Source organism: Streptomyces sp. NBC_01591 (genome assembly GCF_035918155.1).
Taxonomy (GTDB): Bacteria; Actinomycetota; Actinomycetes; order Streptomycetales; family Streptomycetaceae; genus Streptomyces.
In genome coordinates this window covers 5,996,911-6,017,153 of record NZ_CP109327.1, presented here as the reverse complement: position 1 = coordinate 6,017,153, position 20,243 = coordinate 5,996,911, and the positions used below count along the sequence as shown (strand labels likewise).

The 20,243-nt window shown below is 69.5% G+C and carries 20 protein-coding genes and 1 tRNA gene; 5 read left to right on the top strand and 16 right to left on the bottom strand.

Translation table 11 applies throughout. From position 1 onward, the window contains the following. Positions 1 to 51 precede the first annotated feature (51 nt). The 13 genes from OG978_RS27930 to OG978_RS27870 form a co-directional block, all read right to left on the bottom strand. Entirely contained in the window at positions 52 to 693 is a 642-nt protein-coding gene (locus OG978_RS27930; RefSeq protein ID WP_326767851.1) for an arsenate reductase/protein-tyrosine-phosphatase family protein, read from the bottom strand. Then, a complete protein-coding gene (locus OG978_RS27925; protein ID WP_326767850.1) occupies positions 690 to 1,337 on the bottom strand; it encodes an L-threonylcarbamoyladenylate synthase in 648 nt (215 codons plus the stop codon). The genes OG978_RS27930 and OG978_RS27925 overlap by 4 nt, the downstream gene beginning before the upstream one ends. Before the next feature lie 64 nt (positions 1,338 to 1,401). Beyond that, the gene (prmC, locus tag OG978_RS27920; protein ID WP_326767849.1) at positions 1,402 to 2,247 is read right to left on the bottom strand and encodes a peptide chain release factor N(5)-glutamine methyltransferase; all 846 of its coding nucleotides are present in this window, start codon (positions 2,245 to 2,247) and stop codon (positions 1,402 to 1,404) included. Positions 2,248 to 2,287: 40 nt separating this feature from the next. Then, the gene (gene prfA / locus OG978_RS27915; protein WP_326770186.1) at positions 2,288 to 3,364 is read right to left on the bottom strand and encodes a peptide chain release factor 1; all 1,077 of its coding nucleotides are present in this window, start codon (positions 3,362 to 3,364) and stop codon (positions 2,288 to 2,290) included. A 155-nt stretch (positions 3,365 to 3,519) separates the two neighbouring features. Beyond that, positions 3,520 to 3,744 (bottom strand): 50S ribosomal protein L31, encoded by a 225-nt coding sequence (gene rpmE / locus OG978_RS27910; protein WP_326767848.1) that lies wholly within the window; start codon positions 3,742 to 3,744, stop codon positions 3,520 to 3,522. A gap of 142 nt (positions 3,745 to 3,886) precedes the next feature. Then, the gene (locus OG978_RS27905; protein WP_326767847.1) at positions 3,887 to 4,990 is read right to left on the bottom strand and encodes an LCP family protein; all 1,104 of its coding nucleotides are present in this window, start codon (positions 4,988 to 4,990) and stop codon (positions 3,887 to 3,889) included. Between the two features lie 375 nt (positions 4,991 to 5,365). Beyond that, positions 5,366 to 7,402, bottom strand: coding sequence for a transcription termination factor Rho (gene rho, locus OG978_RS27900; RefSeq protein WP_326767846.1), 2,037 nt, complete (start codon positions 7,400 to 7,402; stop codon positions 5,366 to 5,368). A 384-nt stretch (positions 7,403 to 7,786) separates the two neighbouring features. Then, positions 7,787 to 8,704: a homoserine kinase gene (gene thrB / locus OG978_RS27895; RefSeq protein ID WP_326767845.1), complete on the bottom strand. Its 918-nt coding sequence runs from the start codon at positions 8,702 to 8,704 to the stop codon at positions 7,787 to 7,789. Positions 8,705 to 9,024: 320 nt separating this feature from the next. Beyond that, entirely contained in the window at positions 9,025 to 10,095 is a 1,071-nt protein-coding gene (gene thrC, locus OG978_RS27890; RefSeq protein WP_326767844.1) for a threonine synthase, read from the bottom strand. A 6-nt stretch (positions 10,096 to 10,101) separates the two neighbouring features. Beyond that, a complete protein-coding gene (locus OG978_RS27885) occupies positions 10,102 to 11,451 on the bottom strand; it encodes a homoserine dehydrogenase (RefSeq protein WP_326767843.1) in 1,350 nt (449 codons plus the stop codon). Between the two features lie 95 nt (positions 11,452 to 11,546). Further along, positions 11,547 to 12,938 (bottom strand): diaminopimelate decarboxylase, encoded by a 1,392-nt coding sequence (gene lysA, locus OG978_RS27880; RefSeq protein ID WP_326767842.1) that lies wholly within the window; start codon positions 12,936 to 12,938, stop codon positions 11,547 to 11,549. Positions 12,939 to 12,964: 26 nt separating this feature from the next. Beyond that, a complete protein-coding gene (gene nrtL, locus OG978_RS27875; protein ID WP_326767841.1) occupies positions 12,965 to 13,963 on the bottom strand; it encodes an ArgS-related anticodon-binding protein NrtL in 999 nt (332 codons plus the stop codon). A gap of 55 nt (positions 13,964 to 14,018) precedes the next feature. Continuing rightward, positions 14,019 to 14,432: a response regulator gene (locus OG978_RS27870; protein WP_326767840.1), complete on the bottom strand. Its 414-nt coding sequence runs from the start codon at positions 14,430 to 14,432 to the stop codon at positions 14,019 to 14,021. Positions 14,433 to 14,672: 240 nt separating this feature from the next. Here OG978_RS27870 and OG978_RS27865 point away from each other — a divergent pair. Further along, positions 14,673 to 14,744, top strand: a tRNA-Arg gene (locus OG978_RS27865). 214 nt (positions 14,745 to 14,958) lie between these two features. Here the strand turns inward: OG978_RS27865 and OG978_RS27860 are convergent. Then, the gene (locus OG978_RS27860) at positions 14,959 to 15,222 is read right to left on the bottom strand and encodes a hypothetical protein (protein WP_326767839.1); all 264 of its coding nucleotides are present in this window, start codon (positions 15,220 to 15,222) and stop codon (positions 14,959 to 14,961) included. Between OG978_RS27860 and OG978_RS27855 the strand changes: the two genes are divergently transcribed. Further along, positions 15,221 to 15,496, top strand: a complete 276-nt coding sequence (locus OG978_RS27855; protein WP_326767838.1) for a hypothetical protein — start codon at positions 15,221 to 15,223, stop codon at positions 15,494 to 15,496. The two genes, OG978_RS27860 and OG978_RS27855, sit on opposite strands and share 2 nt — an antisense overlap. 46 nt (positions 15,497 to 15,542) lie before the next feature. Here the strand turns inward: OG978_RS27855 and OG978_RS27850 are convergent, their stop codons facing one another. Together OG978_RS27850 and OG978_RS27845 are read right to left on the bottom strand one after the other, a co-directional pair. Beyond that, positions 15,543 to 15,920, bottom strand: coding sequence for a hypothetical protein (locus OG978_RS27850; protein ID WP_326767837.1), 378 nt, complete (start codon positions 15,918 to 15,920; stop codon positions 15,543 to 15,545). 182 nt (positions 15,921 to 16,102) lie between these two features. Continuing rightward, complete coding sequence (locus OG978_RS27845; RefSeq protein WP_326767836.1) at positions 16,103 to 16,519, bottom strand: ATP-binding protein; 417 nt, start codon at positions 16,517 to 16,519, stop codon at positions 16,103 to 16,105. A gap of 199 nt (positions 16,520 to 16,718) precedes the next feature. On the opposite strand from OG978_RS27845, the gene OG978_RS27840 reads away from it, so the two are divergent. From OG978_RS27840 to OG978_RS27830, 3 genes are all read left to right on the top strand, one after another. Continuing rightward, positions 16,719 to 17,603: a helix-turn-helix domain-containing protein gene (locus OG978_RS27840; protein ID WP_326767835.1), complete on the top strand. Its 885-nt coding sequence runs from the start codon at positions 16,719 to 16,721 to the stop codon at positions 17,601 to 17,603. Then, positions 17,600 to 17,806 (top strand): DUF397 domain-containing protein, encoded by a 207-nt coding sequence (locus OG978_RS27835; RefSeq protein WP_326767834.1) that lies wholly within the window; start codon positions 17,600 to 17,602, stop codon positions 17,804 to 17,806. Before OG978_RS27840 ends, OG978_RS27835 begins: the two co-directional genes overlap by 4 nt. Positions 17,807 to 17,971: 165 nt before the next feature. Continuing rightward, positions 17,972 to 20,173, top strand: coding sequence for an eCIS core domain-containing protein (locus OG978_RS27830; RefSeq protein ID WP_442817753.1), 2,202 nt, complete (start codon positions 17,972 to 17,974; stop codon positions 20,171 to 20,173). Positions 20,174 to 20,243 lie beyond the last annotated feature (70 nt).

Below are 20,243 nucleotides of genomic sequence, written 5' to 3'. Positions count from 1 at the left end.
GGTGCGTACGCCCGTCAGAGTGGCGCGGACGCGATGTTGCAGGCACGCCCGTCAGTGCGGTGCGGGTACGCCTGTCAGCGCCGTGACGACCGGGTCGAGGGCCTGGTTGATCTCGTCGCCGACCGAACGGAAGAACGTGATCGGGGCGCCGTACGGGTCGTACACCTCGTCCGCCTCGGCGGTGGGGGCCAGCAGCCAGCCGCGCAGCGCGGCCGCGGCGCGGACCAGTGCGCGGGCGCGCTCGACGACGCCCTCGTCCCGCGGGTCGGGCAGCGTGGCGGGGTCTATCGCCCGGACCAGCCGGGTGAATTCCTTGAGGGTGAAGGTGCGCAGGCCGGCCGAGTGACCCATCGAGATCACCTGCGCGCGGTGGTCGCGGGTGGCGGTGAGCACCAGGTCGGCGCGGATCACGTGCTCGTCGAGCAGTTCCCGGCCGACGAAGCCGTTGGTGTCGGCGCCGAAGTCGGCGAGGACGGTCTCGGCGTTGGCCTCCATGGGGGCGCCTTCATGGCCCCAGGTGCCCGCGCTCTCCACGATCAGTCCGCCGCCGAGCGGATCGCCGAGGCGGTCCACCAGGGCATGGCGGGTCAGCCGCTCGGTGATCGGTGAGCGGCAGACGTTGCCGGTGCTGACGTGGAGGATGCGGAAAGAGTCGGCCCGCCCCGCTATGCCACGCCCCTCAGGGGCGGTCAATTGGCCACCTCGAGGTCGGGTACCACCTTGCGGAGCTCCTCGACGGAGAGCGCGCCGGCACGCAGCAGCACGGGGACCTTGCCGGTCACGTCGACGATCGACGAGGGCACGATGCCGGGCGTCGGGCCGCCGTCCAGGTAGACGGAGACGGAGTCGCCGAGCATCTCCTGGGCCGAGTCGCAGTCCTCTGGGGCGGGGTGGCCGGTGAGGTTGGCGCTGGAGACGGCCATCGGGCCGACCTCCGTGAGCAGTTCGATGGCGACGGGGTGCAGCGGCATCCGGATGGCGACGGTGCCGCGGGTGTCCCCGAGGTCCCACTGGAGCGACGGCTGGTGCTTGGCGACGAGCGTGAGGGCGCCGGGCCAGAAGGCGTCGACGAGCTCCCAGGCCTGCTCGGAGAAGTCGGTGACCAGGCCGTGCAGGGTGTTCGGGGAGCCGATCAGGACGGGGGTCGGCATGTTGCGGCCGCGGCCCTTGGCGTCCAGCAGATCGGCGACGCCCTCGGAACTGAAGGCGTCCGCACCGATGCCGTACACGGTGTCGGTGGGCAGCACGACCAGTTCGCCGCGGCGGACGGCCGACGCGGCCTCACGCAGACCCGTCGTACGGTCGGTCGCGTCGTTGCAGTCGTATCGCCGTGCCATCAGCCGGCCTCCTCAAGCGTGTACGGGTGTCGCGGGTACGGGTCGTGCGGGTGCTGGCCGCCGCTCACGGCATGGCCTTGCGGGCCGTGGCGAACCGGGGCCGGTTGTTCAGGTCGGGGTGGTCGGCCGCGTCCGCCCAGCCGCGCTCCTCGGTGAAGATCCACGGCACCTGGCCGCCCTGGGTGTCGGCGTGCTCGATGACGACGAGGCCGCCGGGGCGCAGCAGGCGGTGTGCGGTGCGTTCGATGCCGCGGATGGTGTCGAGGCCGTCCTCGCCGGAGAAGAGGGCCATCTCCGGGTCGTGGTCGCGGGCCTCGGGTGCCACGTACTCCCATTCGGTGAGCGGGATGTACGGCGGGTTGGAGATGACCAGGTCGACCTGGCCGTCCAGCTCGGGGAGGGCGGTCAGCGCGTCTCCCTGGTGGACGGTGACCCTGGAGCCGTCGGCGTTCTTCCTGGTCCACTCGATGGCGTCGTCGGAGAGCTCGACCGCGTGCACGCGCGAGCGCGGCACCTCCTGGGCCATGGCCAGGGCGATGGCGCCCGATCCGCTGCACAGGTCGACGACGGTCGGTTCGACGACGTCCATCGCGCGCACGGCGTCTATCGCCCAGCCGACGACCGATTCGGTCTCCGGGCGGGGGACGAAGACACCGGGTCCGACCTGGAGCTCCAGGTAGCGGAAGAAGGCGCGGCCGGTGATGTGCTGGAGCGGTTCGCGGGCCTCGCGGCGGGCGATGGCCTCCCAGTAACGGGCATCGAAGTCCGCGTCCGGCACCCGGTGCAGCTCGCCCCGCTTGACGCCGTGCACGAATGCGGCGAGTTCCTCCGCGTCGAATCGCGGCGAGGGCACACCGGCGTCGGCCAGCCGCTGGGTGGCCTGGGCCACCTCGGCGAGCAGCAGGTTCATCGCGGTTCTCCGTACGGTTTACGGGTGGGGCGGGCTTTGCTCACGCAGCGGCGAGCTTGGCGGCGGAGTCGGCGTCGACACACGCCTGGATCACGGAATCCAGGTCGCCGTCGAGCACCTGGTCCAAGTTGTACGCCTTGAAGCCGACGCGGTGGTCCGAGATCCGGTTTTCCGGGAAGTTGTACGTACGGATCTTCTCGGAACGGTCGACCGTACGCACCTGGCTGCGGCGTACGTCCGAAGCCTCCTGCTCGGCGGCTTCCTGGGCGGCCGCGAGCAGTCGCGAACGCAGGATACGCATGGCCTGCTCCTTGTTCTGGAGCTGGCTCTTCTCGTTCTGGCAGGAGGCGACGACACCGGTCGGCAGATGGGTGATGCGGACCGCCGAGTCCGTGGTGTTGACGGACTGGCCGCCGGGGCCCGAGGAGCGGTAGACGTCGATACGGAGATCGTTGGCGTGGATCTCGACGTCGACCTCCTCGGCCTCGGGCGTGACGAGCACACCGGCGGCGGAGGTGTGGATGCGGCCCTGCGACTCGGTGGACGGCACCCGCTGCACGCGGTGTACCCCGCCCTCGTACTTCATCCGGGCCCACACGCCCTGGCCGGGCTCGGTGGCCCCGTTGCCGCCCTTGGTCTTCACGGCGACCTGGACGTCCTTGTAGCCGCCGAGCTCGGACTCGGTGGAGTCGATGATCTCGGTCTTCCAGCCGACGCGCTCGGCGTAGCGCAGGTACATGCGCAGCAGATCGCCGGCGAACAGGGCGGACTCGTCGCCGCCCGCGCCCGCCTTGATCTCCAGGAGCACGTCCTTGTCGTCGCTGGGGTCGCGCGGGACCAGGAGGAGGCGGAGCTTCTCGGTGAGCTCTTCGCGCTGCTTCTCCAGCTCCTTGACCTCGGCGGCGAAGTCGGGGTCGTCGGCGGCGAACTCGCGGGCCGTCTCGATGTCGTCGCCGGTCTGCTTCCAGGAGCGGTACGTCGCGACGATCGGGGTCAGCTCGGCGTAGCGCTTGTTGAGCTTGCGCGCGTTGGCCTGGTCGGCGTGGACCGCCGGGTCCGCGAGCTTCTTCTCGAGATCGGTCTGTTCGCCGATCAGTTCCTCGACCGCCTCGAACATCTTCGGGCTCCTGGTTTCTTCACTCATACGTGCCTGCTGGACGGCGTGATGCCGGCCGGGCGGGGATACGGAACGGGGCCGCGTACCCCCGGCCGGAAAAAACGCCGGTCCCGACGCCCCCGGAAGAGGGCGCCAGGAACCGGCGCAGTGGCTCGCTACTTGCTGGCGGAGCCGGCAGCCTTGCCGAAGCGGGCCTCGAAGCGGGCCACGCGGCCACCGGTGTCGAGGATCTTCTGCTTGCCCGTGTAGAACGGGTGGCACTCGGAGCAGACGTCGGCGCGGATGGTGCCGCCGCCGATGGTGCTCCGGGTCGTGAACGACGCGCCACAGGTGCAGCTGACCTGCGTCTCGACGTACTCGGGGTGGATGTCGCGCTTCAAGGGTTTCTCCTAGGTTCGGGAGGGCGCCGGGTCGTACGCGCGGATTGCGCGTCCGTGAACCGGGGCCGACGTACCAGTCTGCCAGGACCGGCCGTATCTCCCAAAACCGGGGGCGGGCCGCAACTATTCCCGGCCCGCCCGGTCACCGCACGACACTGCCCGCGGTGCCCTTGTCGCCCGCCGACTTCTCGGTGGCGGAGGCGGGGATGGCCTTGTCCTGCGCGAGCGCGGACCAGACCTGCTGCGCGGACTCCTCCAGCGGTATGACGCGGTTCGGGTCGGCCGGGTCGTACTCCACGGGCAGCGTGACCATGTGGACGTCCTTCGAGTCGAGCCCCTTGAGGCCGTTCGCGAAGGCGGTGAGCTCCGGGACCGAGCCCAGGTCGGAGTCGGTGGTGATGATCTTGGTGGCCGTGTCCGCGAGGTCGAACAGGGTCTTCGGGTTCGAGAACACCCCGACGCTCTTGGCCTGTTCCATCAGCGCCTTCATGAATGCCTGCTGGAGCTGGATGCGGCCGAGGTCGCTGCCGTCGCCGACGCTCTTGCGGGTACGGACCAGGCCCAGCGACTGCTCTCCGTCGAGGGTGTGGGTGCCGGGTTCGAGCTTCAGATGGCTCTTGGGGTCGTCGATCGCCGCGGTGGTGGTGATCTCGACGCCGCCCAGCTCGTCGATGAGCTTCTTGAAGCCGGTGAAGTCGACTTCGAGGTAGTGGTCCATGCGGATGCCGGACATGGACTCGACGGTCTTGACCGCGCAGGCCGGTCCGCCGACCTCGTACGCCGTGTTGAACATCGCGCGCTGCAGGCCGGCGACGGTCTGCCCGGTCGTGTCGCTGGTGCAGTCGGGGCGGGTGATGAGGGTGTCGCGCGGGATGGAGACGACGGAGGCAGTCTTGTGGCCCTTGTTGATGTGCACGACCATCGCGGTGTCGGAGCGGGCCGTGCCCTCGTCGGCACCGTACTCGGAGTTCGCGCCGGACCGGGAGTCCGAGCCGAGCACGAGGATGTCCTGGGAGCCGTTGTCGACGTTGTCGGGGCGGTCCTTGCCGAGCGCGGCGTTGATGTCGACGGCCTTGAGATTGCCGTTGAGCTTGAAGTAGGCGTATCCCAGTCCGGCACCGCCGACGACCACGACACCGGCCAGGCTCCAGGCGATGATCGCCTTCGCCCTGCGGCGACGGGAGGGCTTCTTCCGGCGCTTGCCGGTGGGGCGTATTCGGCCCCCGCTCCCGTTCTGCTCGGTCATGGGTCTCCTTCGGTCGTCAGCTGTCCCCGGCTACCCCAGCAGCGGTGTTCGGGCACGGGAACGTCGACTTGTCGGTACTGCGTACGACGCCGTGGCTCGAAGAAGGGTTGCACAGCCACCTGTTGTTTCCGCGTGAGGACGAAACGGACACCCGGCATTGATGAACAGCCGGTGATACCGCGCTCACCTGCGGTTTCTTGTCCGATACAGCCATCACTGCGGCGCCCGTGGCGGGTCCGGCATGTGGCAAAGGTCTCGGAACGGCTACGGGGACCGAGTCGCCTGCGTCACATTCCGCGCGGCCCACGACACAGGGCCGCCCCCGTCACCGAAGTGACGGGGGCGGCCCTGTGGTTCAGCCGATCCGGTACGACGTCAGTCGTTGCCGTTGCCCGGGGCCGGCGTCGTCTTCTGGATCTGGAGCAGGAACTCCGCGTTGGACTGGGTCTTCTTCATCCGGTCCAGGAGGAGCTCGATCGCCTGCTGCTGGTCGAGCGCGTGCAGCACCCGGCGCAGCTTCCAGACGATCGCCAACTCGTCGCTGCCCAGCAGGATTTCCTCCTTGCGGGTGCTGGACGCGTCGACGTCCACCGCCGGGAAGATGCGCTTGTCCGAGAGCTTCCGGTCGAGCTTGAGCTCCATGTTGCCGGTGCCCTTGAACTCCTCGAAGATCACCTCGTCCATGCGCGAGCCGGTCTCGACGAGCGCGGTGGCCAGGATGGTCAGCGAACCGCCGTCCTCGATGTTGCGCGCGGCACCGAAGAAGCGCTTCGGCGGGTACAGCGCGGTCGAGTCGACACCACCGGACAGAATGCGGCCGGAGGCGGGGGCCGCGAGGTTGTACGCGCGCCCCAGGCGGGTGATGGAGTCCAGCAGGACGACCACGTCGTGACCCAGCTCGACGAGACGCTTGGCGCGCTCGATGGCCAGCTCGGCAACGGTGGTGTGGTCCTCGGCGGGACGGTCGAAGGTCGAGGAGATGACCTCGCCCTTCACCGACCGCTGCATGTCGGTGACCTCTTCCGGACGCTCGTCGACCAGGACGACCATCAGGTGGCACTCGGGGCTGTTGACGGTGATCGCGTTGGCGATCGCCTGCAGGATCATGGTCTTGCCGGTCTTCGGCGGGGCCACGATCAGGCCTCGCTGGCCCTTGCCGATCGGGGCGACCAGATCGATGATCCGCGTCGTCAGGACGTTGGAGTCGGTCTCCAGGCGGAGCCGGTCCTGCGGGTAGAGCGGGGTCAGCTTCTGGAACTCCGGGCGGCCACGGCCGGTTTCGGGCGCCATGCCGTTCACCGAGTCGAGGCGGACCAGGGCGTTGAACTTCTCCCGGCGCTCGCCGTCCTTGGGCTGGCGCACCGCACCGGTGACGTGGTCACCCTTGCGCAGGCCGTTCTTGCGGACCTGGGCGAGCGAGACGTACACGTCGTTCGGGCCCGGCAGGTAACCGGAGGTCCGGATGAACGCGTAGTTGTCGAGGATGTCCAGGATGCCCGCGACGGGGATCAGGACGTCGTCGTCGGAGACGGGGACCTCACTGGCGAAGTCCTCGCGGCCACGGCGGCCACGACGGTCGCGGTAGCGGCCACGACGACCGCGACGGCCGCCCGCCTCGTCGTCGTACCCGTCGTCCTGCGGGCCGCCGCTCTGCTGCTGGCCCTGGCGCTGCTGACGCTGGCCGCCCTGCTGGCCCTGGCCACCGCCCTGCTCGTCGCCCTTGCCCCTGCGGTCGCGCTGGCGGTCACGGCGCTCGCCGCGCTCGCCCCGCTCCTGGCGGTCGCCCCGGTCGCCGCGCTGACCGCGGTCCTGACGGTCGCCGCGGCGGCCCTCGGCCGTGTCCGCGGCGGCTTCGGCCTTGGCGTCGGCGCGGTCGTCGCCCTTGGGCTCGGCCTGCGTGTCCGCCTTGGCCTCGGCGGCCTTGCCCTCCGCCTTGCCCTCCGCCTTGGTCTCCGGGCTGCCCGCCTGCGCGGTCGCACGGCGCCGACGGCGCTCGCCCGCGGGCTGGTCGTCGCTGGCCGGCTGGCCGGGGATGTCGATCTGCTGCTGGGCCGCGGCCTTCTCGGCGGGCGCGGCGGCCGCGGGCTCGTCCCCGGTGCGCGTCTTGGAGGTGGCGCGGCGCTTCGGCTTGGTCTCGGACGCCGCGGCGGGCGCGGCGGCCTTGGGCGCAGCGGAGCTACCGGCCTGCGCCTCCTTGATGACCTCGATCAGCTGGCCCTTGCGCATCCGCGCAGTGCCCTTGATGCCGAGGCCGGACGCGACCTGCTGCAGCTCGGCCAGGACCATGCCGTCAAGGCCGGTGCCGGAGCGGCGGCGCCGTGCGGTGGTGCCAGTGGCAGCACCTTCGGCGGGCGCGGCGCTGTCGACGCTCTTGTCGGCAGTCACGCCCATCAGATCGGTGGTGTCGCTCACGAAGGGTCCTTCCCTGGAGCGGACGTCGGCCTTCTGGCTCGGCGACCGGTTGTGCTGTCCGACTGCGGTCTTTTCTTGCGGACCGTGCCGGGGCGGTGGTCCGCCGGGTACGGCGGAGAGATGAAGGTGTGCAAGGGCCCGGCGCGAGCATCCCCCTGCTCGGCCCACTCCTGGACAAGCGAGGGGTGTCGTGCCGGTTCCGGAGCGTGCACGAAACTGCTCAGGCAGGCTGCTCAGGCAGTTGGGGAGGCTCCCGGAAGAATTGGTGGTCCCGGAAAGGGACACGAAGCAACGCGCCACATAGACGTCGGTTGCAGACTTGAGGTTAACACTACCGGCTCCAACAAACATTCCCCCTCTCACTCACCGGCAATCACTTCTCGGCTACGGGGCGAGCGGCAGCACACTCGCGCCCGGGGCGTCGAGAGTGAGGCGGTTGGCCGCCCATCCCTCGCCCGCCAGCTGTGCGACCTTGTCGGCCGCACCGTCCTCGGCCAGTGCGAGCACGGTCGGCCCGGCACCGGAGATGACCGCGGGGACGCCGTCCGCGCGCAGTCGGTTGACAAGTTCCACGCTCTGCGGCATCGCCGGGGCGCGGTACTCCTGGTGCAGCCGGTCCTCGGTGGCGGTGAGCAGCAGCTCGGGGCGCCTGGTCAGGGCCTCGACGAGGAGTGCGGCACGGCCGGCGTTGAAGGCGGCGTCGACATGCGGGACCGTACGCGGGAGCAGTCCGCGGGCGGTCTCGGTGAGGACCGGCTTGCCGGGTACGAAAACCACCGGAACGATGGATTCTGCGGGATCCATCCTGATCGCGCGCGCCGACCCGCCGTCCATCCACGCGAGGGTGAATCCGCCGAGCAGACAGGCCGCGACATTGTCGGGGTGGCCCTCGATCTCGGTGGCGAGTTCCAGCAGCGCCGCTTCGTCGAGCCGGGCGTCACCACCGGTCGTCACGGCGCGGGCGGCGACGATTCCGGCGCAGATGGCGGCGGAGGAGGAGCCGAGGCCGCGTCCGTGCGGGATGCGGTTGGCGCAGACGATCTCCAGGCCCCGGGGCTGACCGCCGAGCAGGTCGAAGGCCGTGCGCAGGGAGCGTACGAGGAGGTGGCGCTCGTCGCGGGGCAGCGTGTCCGCACCCTCACCCGCGATGTCGATGTGCAGTCCGGAGTCGGCGACGCGGACGACGACGTCGTCGTACAGCCCCAGCGACAGGCCGAAGGCGTCGAAACCCGGGCCCAGGTTGGCGCTGGTCGCGGGGACGCGCACCCGGACGGCGGCGGCTCGGAAGGCGGGACCGGCCATCGGTTGGAGGACTCTCCTTGTGAGGCAGCGGGGGGTGGTGAAGCGCTTTCGTGGCGGCGGGAAGGTCGTGGCGGCGGGGAGTGGTGTTCCGGGGAACCCGACGGCCACAACGGCCCATGCACCGCGGCAGATGCGGCGGGGCGGGTTGAGTACAGCTTATCGAAGGAAGGTTCTGTCGCGACATAGGGCGCACAGGAGGCGCACGATGCGTGTCGCACGCCTCCTATGCGCTCTCCGCCCCGAAAAGGGGCGGTTGAGCTGGTTTCTTGCCGACGGGGGAACGCGGTTCCCCGGGCCCGGGGAGGTCCGGGCGAGAGCCCTTAGACGAGGCCCAGCTTCTCGGCGGCGGTGGCCGCGTCGACGGGGACCGTGACCGGCTGCGGTGCGCCGGCGACGGCCCAGTCGGGGTCCTTCAGGCCGTTGCCGGTGACCGTGCAGACGATCTTCTGGCCGCGGTCGACCTTGCCCTCTTCGGCAGCCTTCAGCAGGCCGGCGACGGAGGCGGCCGACGCGGGCTCGACGAAGACGCCCTCCTGGGAGGCCAACAGCCGGTAGGCGGCCAGGATCTGGCGGTCCGTCACCTCATCGATGAAACCGCCCGATTCGTCCCGGGCGTCCAGCGCGTACTGCCAGGAGGCCGGGTTGCCGATCCGGATCGCGGTGGCGATGGTCGACGGGTCCTTGACGATCTCGCCGCGGACGATGGGCGCGGAGCCGGAGGCCTGGAAGCCCCACATGCGCGGGGTGTGCGTGGACATGTTGTCCCCCGCGTACTCCTTGTAGCCCTTCCAGTACGCGGTGATGTTGCCCGCGTTGCCGACCGGGAGGACATGGATGTCCGGGGCGTCGCCGAGCGCGTCGACGATCTCGAACGCGGCGGTCTTCTGGCCCTCGATACGGACCGGGTTGACCGAATTGACCAGTGCCACCGGGTAGTTGTCCGAGAGCGAGCGGGCCAGCGTCAGGCAGTCGTCGAAGTTGCCGTCGACCTGGAGGATCCTGGCGCCGTGCACCAGCGCCTGGCCCATCTTGCCGAGCGCGATCTTGCCCTGCGGCACGAGGACGGCGCAGACCATGCCGGCGCGCACCGCGTACGCGGCGGCGGAGGCGGAGGTGTTGCCGGTGGAGGCGCAGATGACGGCCTTCGCACCCTCCTCCTTGGCCCGGGTGATGGCCATCGTCATGCCGCGGTCCTTGAAGGACCCGGTGGGGTTGGCGCCCTCGACCTTGAGGTGGACCTCGCAGCCCGTGCGCTCAGAGAGGACCTGGGCGGGTACGAGCGGCGTACCGCCCTCACGAAGCGTGACGACCGGCGTCGTGCTCGTGACCGGAAGGCGGTCCCGGTACTCCTCGATGATGCCGCGCCACTGGTGGGTGCCCTTGCTGGTCATGGGTCCTTACTCCCCTTCAACACGCATGATGCTGGCGACACCGCGCACGGTGTCGAGCTTGCGCAGCGCCTCGACGGTCGCCGAGAGGGCGGCGTCGGACGCGCGGTGGGTGACGACGACGAGAGATGCCTCGCCGCCCACCCGTCGCCCGCCGCCACTCTGCTCGATGGCGACTTCGTCGCCGCTGCCCGGATTTCTTCCCTGCTGGCGGACGGTATCGATCGATACGCCCTGTTCGGCGAAGACCGTCGCGACCTGGGCGAGTACGCCAGGCTTGTCGGCCACGTCGAGACTGATGTGGTACCGCGTGACGACGTCGCCCATGGGGCTGACCGGCAGGCGCGTGTACGCGGACTCACCGGGGCCGGTGGCCTCGTTGAGTTTGTTGCGGCAGACCGCGACCAGGTCGCCGAGGACCGCGGACGCGGTCGGCGAGCCACCGGCGCCGGGGCCGTAGAACATGAGCTGTCCGGCCGCCTCCGCCTCGACGAAGACCGCGTTGTACGCCTCGCGGACGGAGGCGAGCGGGTGGCTCAGCGGGATCATCGCCGGGTGCACCCGGGCGGTGACCGACTGCCCGTCGGCGGCGCGCTCGCAGATGGCGAGGAGCTTGACGGTGCAGCCCATGCGGCGGGCGGACGCGATGTCGGCGGCGGTGACCTCGGTGATGCCCTCGCGGTGCACATCGCCGATCTTCACCCGGGTGTGGAAGGCGATGCCGGCCAGGATGGCGGCCTTGGCGGCGGCGTCGAAGCCCTCCACGTCGGCGGTCGGGTCGGCCTCGGCGTATCCGAGGGCGGTGGCCTCGTCGAGCGCCTCGGAGTACCCGGCTCCGCTCGTGTCCATCTTGTCGAGGATGAAGTTGGTCGTGCCGTTCACGATGCCGAGGACCCGGTTGACCTTGTCACCCGCGAGGGACTCGCGCAGCGGCCGTACGAGCGGGATGGCACCGGCCACGGCGGCCTCGTAGTAGAGGTCCCGGCCGTGCTGCTCGGCGGCGGCGTGCAGCGCGGCGCCGTCCTCGGCCAGCAGCGCCTTGTTGGCGGAGACGACGCTCGCGCCGTGTTCGAAGGCGGTGGTGATGAGCGTGCGGGCGGGCTCGATGCCCCCGATGACCTCGACGACGACGTCGATGTCGCCCCGTTTGACCAGGGCTGTCGCATCGGTGGTGATCAGCGCGGGGTCGATTCCCTCGCGCACCTTGGAGGGCCGGCGCACGGCGACACCGGCGAGCTCGACCGGCGCGCCGATGCGCGCGGCGAGGTCGTCGGCGTGCGTCGTCATGATGCGCGCCACCTCTGAGCCGACCACTCCACAGCCCAGCAGCGCCACCTTCAGCGGACGCGTACGCATCATCCGACCTCGTTTCCTTTACATCTGATGTGTGGACCAGTCTCACTCACCGGACGGGAGTTTCTGCCACTCGTCCGGATCCTGAGACATCTATTTCATCAGCCGACATCGAGACGCAGGAGATCTTCCTCCGTCTCGCGCCTGACGATGACACGCGCCTCTCCATCGCGCACGGCGACGACCGGCGGACGCAGGGCGTGGTTGTAGTTGCTCGCCATGGAACGGCAGTACGCACCGGTGGCGGGCACGGCGATCAGGTCGCCGGGGGCGAGGTCGGACGGCAGGAACGCGTCCTTGACCACGATGTCGCCGCTCTCGCAGTGCTTGCCGACGACGCGGACGAGCATCGGCTCGGCGTCGGAGGTGCGCGAGGCGAGCGCGACGCTGTACTCGGCGTCGTACAGCGCGGTGCGGATGTTGTCCGACATGCCGCCGTCGACGCTGACGTACGTACGCAGCCCCTCCAGGGGCTTGATGGTGCCGACCTCGTACAGCGTGAAGGCGGTCGGGCCGACGATGGCGCGGCCCGGCTCGACGGAGATCCGCGGGGTGGCGAGCCCGGCCGCCTCGCACTCGCGGGTCACGATGTCGCCGAGCGCCTTGGCGATCTCGTGCGGCTCGCGCGGGTCGTCCTCGGAGGTGTACGCGATGCCGAGCCCGCCGCCCAGGTCGATCTCGGGCAGCTCCACCCCGTGCTCGTCGCGCACCTCGGCGAGCAGCTGGACCACGCGCCGGGCGGAGACCTCGAAGCCGGCCATGTCAAAGATCTGCGAGCCGATGTGCGAGTGGATGCCGACGAGCTCGAGACCGTCGAGGGTGAGCGCCCGGCGCACCGCCTCGGCGGCCTGTCCCCCGGCCAGCGCGATCCCGAACTTCTGGTCCTCGTGCGCGGTGGCGATGAACTCGTGGGTGTGCGCCTCGACACCGACGGTCACCCGGATCTGTACGCGCTGCCGCCTGCCGAGCCGCTGCGCGACGTGCGCGACCCGGGCGATCTCCTGGAAGGAGTCGAGCACGATACGCCCGACGCCGACCTCGACGGCCCGCTCGATCTCCGCGACGCTCTTGTTGTTGCCGTGGAAGGCGATGCGCTCGGCCGGCATCCCGGCGTCCAGCGCGGTGGTCAGCTCGCCGCCGGAGCAGACATCGAGGTTGAGCCCCTCCTCCTGGAGCCAGCGCACGACGGCACGCGACAGGAAGGCCTTTCCGGCGTAGAACACGTCGGCGTCGCGGCCGAAGGCGTCGGCCCAGGCGCGGCAGCGGGCCCGGAAGTCGCTCTCGTCGAGGAAGTAGGCGGGGGTGCCGAACTCCTCGGCCAGCCGCGTCACTTCGATCCCGCCGACGGCGACCGCACCGTCCTCGTTGCGGGAGACGGTACGGGCCCAGACCTTCTCGTCCAGGGCGTTGAGATCGGCGGGCGGGGCAGTGTAGTGCCCCTCCGTCATGACATCGGCGTGACGGGGCCCGGCGGGGTGTGCGGATCGGCTCATGGTGCTGCTCTGCTCTCTCGGGTCTCTCAGAGGACTTCGGGTGCGCTGATGCCGAGCAGGGACAGGCCGCCTGCCAGCACCGTCCCGGCGGCTTCGGCAAGAGCGAGCCGGGAACGGTGGGCGGCCAAGGGTTTCTCGTCACCGACGGGGAGCGGCGAAGCGCTGTCGTGGAAGTCGAAGAAGGCCTGTGCGAGGGCTTCCAGCTGCCGGGCGACCCGGTCGGGCTCGCGGTACCGGGCGGCGGCGGCGAGCACCCCGGGGTGGTCGGCGAGAAGCGCACCGAGCACGGGCGCGTCCACGCTCTCCTCGTACGCCGCACCGAACCCGAGCTGCCGGGCGTTCCTGCTCAGTGCACGGGTCCGGGCGTACGCGTACCGCACCCGGAACAACGGATTGCTCTCCTGCTGCACGAGGAACTCGCCGCTCCCCGTGCCCCGGGGCCGGTCGTGCGGAGCGGCCCGCAGCAGCGACCACCGCGCGGCGTCGCTCCCCAGCCGCTCGAAGAGATCACGGTCGGCGGCCGGCACCGGCATCACATGCAGCGCCTCCCCGCCCGCCGTCCGCTCCCCGACCTCGGCCCCCTGGGCCCGGAGCAGCCGCTCGACGGCCCCGGTGACGATCCTGGCGCGGAGCTCCTCGACGGGTGCGAACGAGACCGCCGCCCCGGCGAGGGCGTCCCCGTGCCCGTACGCCGTACCGCGCGCTCCGACGGCCCGGACCAGCGCGTCGAGGCCGCGCGCACCGGCTTGCAGCGTGAAGTTCAGAAATCCCGGTCCGGTGACCTCGACGTCCCCGATCCCCGGCGCCTCCAGTACCCGTTCCCGGAGGATCTCGGCCACGTCCCTGGCCGGCAGCGCGGCGGGCCCGGCCAGCTGGAGGGCGACGGCACAGGCGTAGTCCCCACGCCCGCCGGGCCTGGTCCGCTCCACCCGCACACGCGCGGGCACGGGCGCGCGTAGGACATCCTCGTCGACCGCGCGGCGCACGGCGTGCAGCACGGTCCTGGAGAGATCGGCGGGGGTCACAGGACAAGCGTATGGGAGGAAGGGGGGCACCCCGCGACCCGGTTTCGCCATGCGATCACCCCGCGGCACGCTCCGCGGTCCCGGCGCTCCGCCTGCCGTCGAGCGACGGCGGGTCCTCCCGCTCCATCAACTGCCGTACGAGCCGCACCAACTCGGTCGGCTCGAAGGGCTTCGCGAGGAAGGCATCGACCCCTGCGGCGACCCCGCTGTCCACCTCGTACGGAGTACAGGCACTGATGATCGCCACGGGCAGATGTCTGGTCCGCGGATCGGAGCGCAGTCTGGTGGCGGTCTGCAGACCGTCCAGCCTGGGCATGACGACATCGAGCGTGATCACATCGGGACGGACCCGATGCACCAGATCAAGACACTCGACACCATCGGCCGCGGTCACGACCTCGAAGCCCTCAAGCTCGAGATTGACCCTGATCAAATGCCGGATGACCTTGTTGTCGTCGACAACAAGCACGCGGCCACACGCCCCTGACACACTCCGAGAGTAGGGGCGACCCCGTGGCTGCGTCCGGGTTTTACCCACTTCCGCCCCCGGACGAGTGGCGCAAGGGATGGCCGGATGCATCCGGAACACACCGCACGCCCCCTCCGTCCGGCCCCCCACCGCACCTCCGGCGAGCCGGGAAATACCTGTTCACGGACACCCCGCGGAAGCTGGTAGTGTTTCACCCGTCGCCGAGCAACACAGCGATACGCCCTCGTAGCTCAGGGGATAGAGCATCGGCCTCCGGAGCCGTGTGCGCAGGTTCGAATCCTGCCGAGGGCACCTCAAATAGACCCTCCGACCAGCGGAAACGCTGAGCGGAGGGTCTTTTTCATCGCACTGGCGATCATCTACGCGCGCCGACGTGGAGCGCTGGGCGGACAAGGCCTGCCAGGGCCCCGGCCGCAACATCCGCATACGGCTCCGGGGCCGTCGGCTCCACACCCGTCGCCGGACAGTCCGTCCTGATCCCCCTCTCGGCATGGCCTACCGGTGCTCACCCGCCGGCGTCGGTCGACACCTCGCTCCTGCGGCCCTCCAGCCCGCGGTCTTCTTCGTCGTCTCCGCCACGCGCGGGGCGGTGCTCCAGCGCGTACGGCGGTGGGTCCCGCTGGGCGTCGGCACCGCGCCCTGCGCCGCGGGGTGTGCGGGTTTCGCGCTGCTGGGCGTCTCGTACGGGCCCGGTGCCGCTCGTGCCGTCGCTCCTGCTGACCGGGATCGGTGCGGGCATGGTGTCGCCGGTGCTTCCGTCCGCGGCCATGCGGGACGCAGACCCGTCCCGCGCGGGCACGGCCGCGGCCGTGGCCAACACCGCCCGCCAGGTGGGTCTCGCGCTGGGCACCGCGGTATGCGGCGGGTTGTTCATCGGTGTCTCCGCTCCCGGGCGGCGGGAGTACACGACGGCGGTCGGCGAGGCCGGTGCCGTCGCGGCGCTGGTCGCGCTCGCCGCGGCGGTGTCGGCGGTCGTCCTGCTGCGGCGCGCGGACAAGGGTGCGCCGAGCCCCGGTTCCCGGCCGGGCGTCACCGAGCCGTAGGCCGGCTGCTGCCGGCCGCCGGCCCGGGGACGCTCGTCCGTACTGGCTACGCCCCCTCGTCATCCGGCCCGTCGGAGCCGATCTGTTCGGCCCGCAGTGCCAGGTCCTGGAGCACATCGGCGGAGGTCACATCCGTCTGCCCGGAGTCGTGCACCTGGGCCAGCATCGCGAAGGCCAGGGTGAACGCGCCGACGAGCTGCTCCACCGCGGCACCGACCTCACGGCCGACGAGCGTCGCGACCTCCTCGATCGAGGCGTCCTCGGGGACGGAGATCCGGGGCATCGTCTCGTTGAGGAGCACGGTCACCACGCTGGGATCGGTTTCCAGGTCGTCGCGGTCGACATTCTCTTCGAGGAGCCGACGGATCTCGCCCGCCTCCGTGAGGATGCCCACCACCCGCTTCACCACTTCGCTCTGCTCCATCCGGCGAGCATAGGCGGGAAGCCCTGCGGTCGGTGATCAATCGGTGTTCCTGCCGCCATCCCGATGTGTCGGCGCCGGTCCACCCAGCGGGTTCGGACCAGCATGATCCCGGGGTCGTACCGCCCTGCCCTCGGCCCGCACGGTCATGGGCTCCGACGTGGCCTCCGCCCCGTCGGGCCGGGTTACGGGAGTGGCCCCGAGGCCAGCAGCTCCGCCCAGACCGTCTTCCCGATCCCGCCCCACCGCTCGTCCACGCCCCACCGGTCCGCCAAGGCGTCGACGAGTTGGAGGCCGCGGCCGGTCGTCTCGAACGCGCCGGGGCGCCGAATCCGTGGCCGCCCCTCCCCCGCGTCGCTCACCTCCAGCCGGAGCAGTGCCCCGCGCTCACGGCAGACGATGCGTACGCCGACCATCCGGTCGCCGGGCGCGGGTGCGCGCAGGGCGTTGGTGACCAGCTCGGAGAGAATCAACTCGCCGGATTCGGCGGTGTCTTGGCGTGCCCGCCATTCGCCGAGTCTGGCGCGGAGCACGGCTCGGGCCCGGGGCACGCTGCCGCGATCACGAGGCAGCTTGAAACTCACTTCACACGGTTCACGCATGGCAGCTCCCAGAAAGTCGGCCTTCGCTCGGAATCCCGCGCCAGAGAACGCTGTTCGCGCTGCCGGGTTCCTCGGCCTCACGAGCAGAATGAACGGGCACGACGTGTGATTGCAACGTTGCCGATTGATGTGGTGCCCTTTTTCCCTCTTTCGGGTAACCGTGCCTCACTGAAGCTGCCGGTTCGGTAAAGCTGTTCGCATGTACGCAAAGAGCACCAGCGCGACCCCGTCGACCGTCCTCGGGCGACAACTGGGCGACGAGTTGAGGCGGTTGAGGGAGACTTCGGGGCTGACCACCGCGCAGGCCGCCGACGCGCTCGACTGCACCAAGGGCAAGATCAGCCGCATCGAGAACGGACGCGTGGCAGTTCGGCTCCCCGACCTGACGGCGATGCTGCACGCGTATCAGGTCTCGGAGCACGAGACCCGCGAGCGACTGAGTTCCCTTGCGCGCAAGGCCAATCGCAGGCGCAGAGAGGGGTGGTGGAACCAGTACGGCGACGTACTCGCCGACACCTACCGGGACTACATCTCCCTGGAGGACATGGCGGCGTCGATCCGCACGTTCCAGGCGCAGTTGATCCCCGGCCTGCTCCAGACCCCCGAGTACATCAGGGCGGTCACCGTGGCCTCACGGCAGTGGCAGACGGCGGACGAGATCGAGAAGTTCGTCCAGGTACGCCTCGCGCGCCAGGAGAGGCTTCTGTCCGACAACCCGCTGCGGCTCTGGGCCGTGCTCTCGGAGTCGGTGCTTCTGCAGCAGGTGGGCGGTGCCCAAGTGATGGGCGCGCAGCTGACGCACCTGCTGGCCAGCTCCGAGCGCCCCAATGTGACCGTTCAAGTACTGCCGTTCTCCCGCGGAGCCCATGCGAGTATGTTCGGCCCGTACGTAGTACTGGGATTTCCCGAGGAGGGGGCGCTCGACGTGGTCCTGGCGGACAATCCGTCCGGCTCCATGTGGCTGGAGCGGCAGACGGACGTCTCGCGCTATCAGGACCTGTTCGACGCCGCGCGCACTTCAGCGCTCTCTCCGACCGAGTCCCGCGCTGTCATCCACCGCAGGGCCAAGGAGCATCAACCATGAAGAGCGCACACCGCAGCACGCCGGACCTGTCGGGCGCGATGTGGCGCATCAGTTCGTACAGCGGTGGCAACAACGAGTGCGTCGAGGCCGCCACCAACCTCCCCCACCTCGTCCCCGTCCGCGACAGTAAGCGCCCCGCCGGACCCGTGATCACCTTCAGCCCCAACGCCTGGCGCACGTTCCTCGGTAGCCGACCGAGCTGAGTCCGCGAGGCGCCCGCTGTCGTCGTCCACCTCCCGGACACCTGTCCCGGAGAGCCCAGGCGTTGCCCCGTCCGGTCACACCACACTGCCCCTGGATACCTGGACCAGCACGCGCTCAGCGCGTATCCAGGAAGGGTTGGACACCCCACGCCGGAAGAAGTTCCCTTGCGCGATCACGAGATCCACCGAACCACCGGAGCCGACAGCGGGCGCATCACCTCCTTCAAGCCTGCGGCCACGCCGCATTCGGTCCCTCTCGGCCTGCTCGCTCTTCAGGCCGACGTCGGGAACGCCGCCGTCGTCCAGATGCTCCGTCAGGCCGGTCATGTCCCGGCGCAATCCGACCAGCACCAACACGGCCCCGACTGCGGACACCAGGAAGGCCGGGCGACGGAACGACCCGCGGTGCAGCGCTCCGCGGTGCACGAGGTCCTGCGCACCAGAGGCCGGCCGTTGGACAAGGCGACCCGCACCGACATGGAAGCCCGGCTCGACGCGGACTTCTCCGACGTCCGCATTCACAACGACAGCACGGCGAAGGCGTCCGCGGCCGAGATCGGCGCCCGCGCCTACACCTCCGGTAACCACATCGTCCTCGGCGACGGCGGCGGCACCAAGCACACCTTGGCCCACGAACTGACCCATGTCATTCAGCAACGTCAAGGCCCCGTCACCGGGACCGACAACGGTGCGGGACTGAAGGTCTCCGACCCCTCCGACCGGTTTGAACGCGAGGCCGAAGCAAACGCCACACGGCTGATGAGCGCCCCCAGCCCACAGGGTGGACGCCTGGACGACGGACAGAACCAGGCGGACCGATCGGCCGGGAGCGGGGAACCCACCGTCCAACGAGCGATCGGGCTGGAGATCGAGGTCGACCGTCCCGTCGTCCGGGGCAACGGTGAAAACGTCATGAACGGTAACAGCACCGGATTCACCTTGGCGGAAAATCAGCAGCGCGGCATCAAGGTTGTCTCGGATGCGCGCTGGCTCCCGGACAAATCGGGGCTCTACACGAATGCAGAAATCGTATCCGGGCCCGCTTCAGTACTGCCTGGCGAGGAGTTCTCTCCCCTCAGTGAAACCCTCGATCATCTTGAGGATGCTCACAGTCGGCTCTACAGACCGACCGCGGGCTCCCCGAATTCCGAGAAGCAGATGAAGGCTCTCTTTGCCGACGAGGGCTACGTTCCCAAAGAGGGGTTCAAGACGGCCAGGGTGGCACCTGAGAACCCCCACGTGGAGCGCGGCGGACCAGACGGTGGCGGGCTGTTCGTCCATGAGACCGTGGGAGTTCCCCTGCATGGCATGGCAGGGTTCTTCACCAATGCGCTCAACGAACCCGATGCCAGAACGAACTCAGGGAACAAGATCCGCAGCACGAAGAACCATTCAGAGCGACACCTAGCCAAGTCACTCGAATTCGGTGCGGCTCTGGCTGAAATGTATGCAACCAGCATGTTTGCGGACGATCAGGCGATGCATGTGGATCGCGAGGAATTGCGCGGGTTCGGCACCTTGTACTACACCCAGGTGGCCGCCCTGGCCGACAAGGGACGCAAGGAAAACCCCGACCTCTCCGGCGGCCAGATAAAGAACAAGACCGCCGCACTGTCCCGCGTCGGTCTCGATTCGGTACGGACCACTCTTTCCGGAAGTGCTCAAGAATTCCTGCGGGAGAGCTCCGAAGAAATCGACGATATTTTTTGGAGACACTACCGGGAAGTCAACCCGATGAAGGAAGGCGAGCGCATAGCCACCGAGGACGAAGCGATCTTGAGAACTTACACCAAGTCCGCCCTCCAGGGCGATCAACCCATCAAACCCGGATATCAGGCCCACGCCTTCGGCGGCATGACGGAGCTGCCGGGTCCGGACTTCGTCCAGGGCGTCCCTGTAATTCCCCTGGAAATGCGCTCGTTCGGCCCCTCGCTCACGAACTTTCCGGACTTGCGAGAAGACGTCGGGCTGCTGGAGAAATGGTCTCGGGAAGCATTTGACGGCGCCCTCGCGGCACGCAATGGAACGACTGACCCGTCGGCGCAACAGCAACAAGGCGGCCAGCCGGCCGTCACCTGGGAAGCTTTCGCCGGACAGGCGATCAAGGAAGTCACTGACCTCTACTACAAGGACCCGAGCCCTCAACACCAAATGGTGGCCACGCTGGTCCAGGTCGCCGCGCGCATTGCCACCTCTCCCGAATCGCAGAATGAGGCCGCGGAGTGCATCAATCGCCTCATACGAATCCTCAAGAATGAGCTGGCTTTTCATGAGGTTCGAGGAATAACGAATGCCCTGACTCGGATGGCCCCGGCGGATACCCTACTGACAACGATCACACGACGGTTGACAGCGCTCGGAGTGTGATCGCGGTGAGTGTTCCCCCGCCGTGCGCATGGGGACGGCAGCGCCTGCGACAGCCCGTACGCGCCCGTCC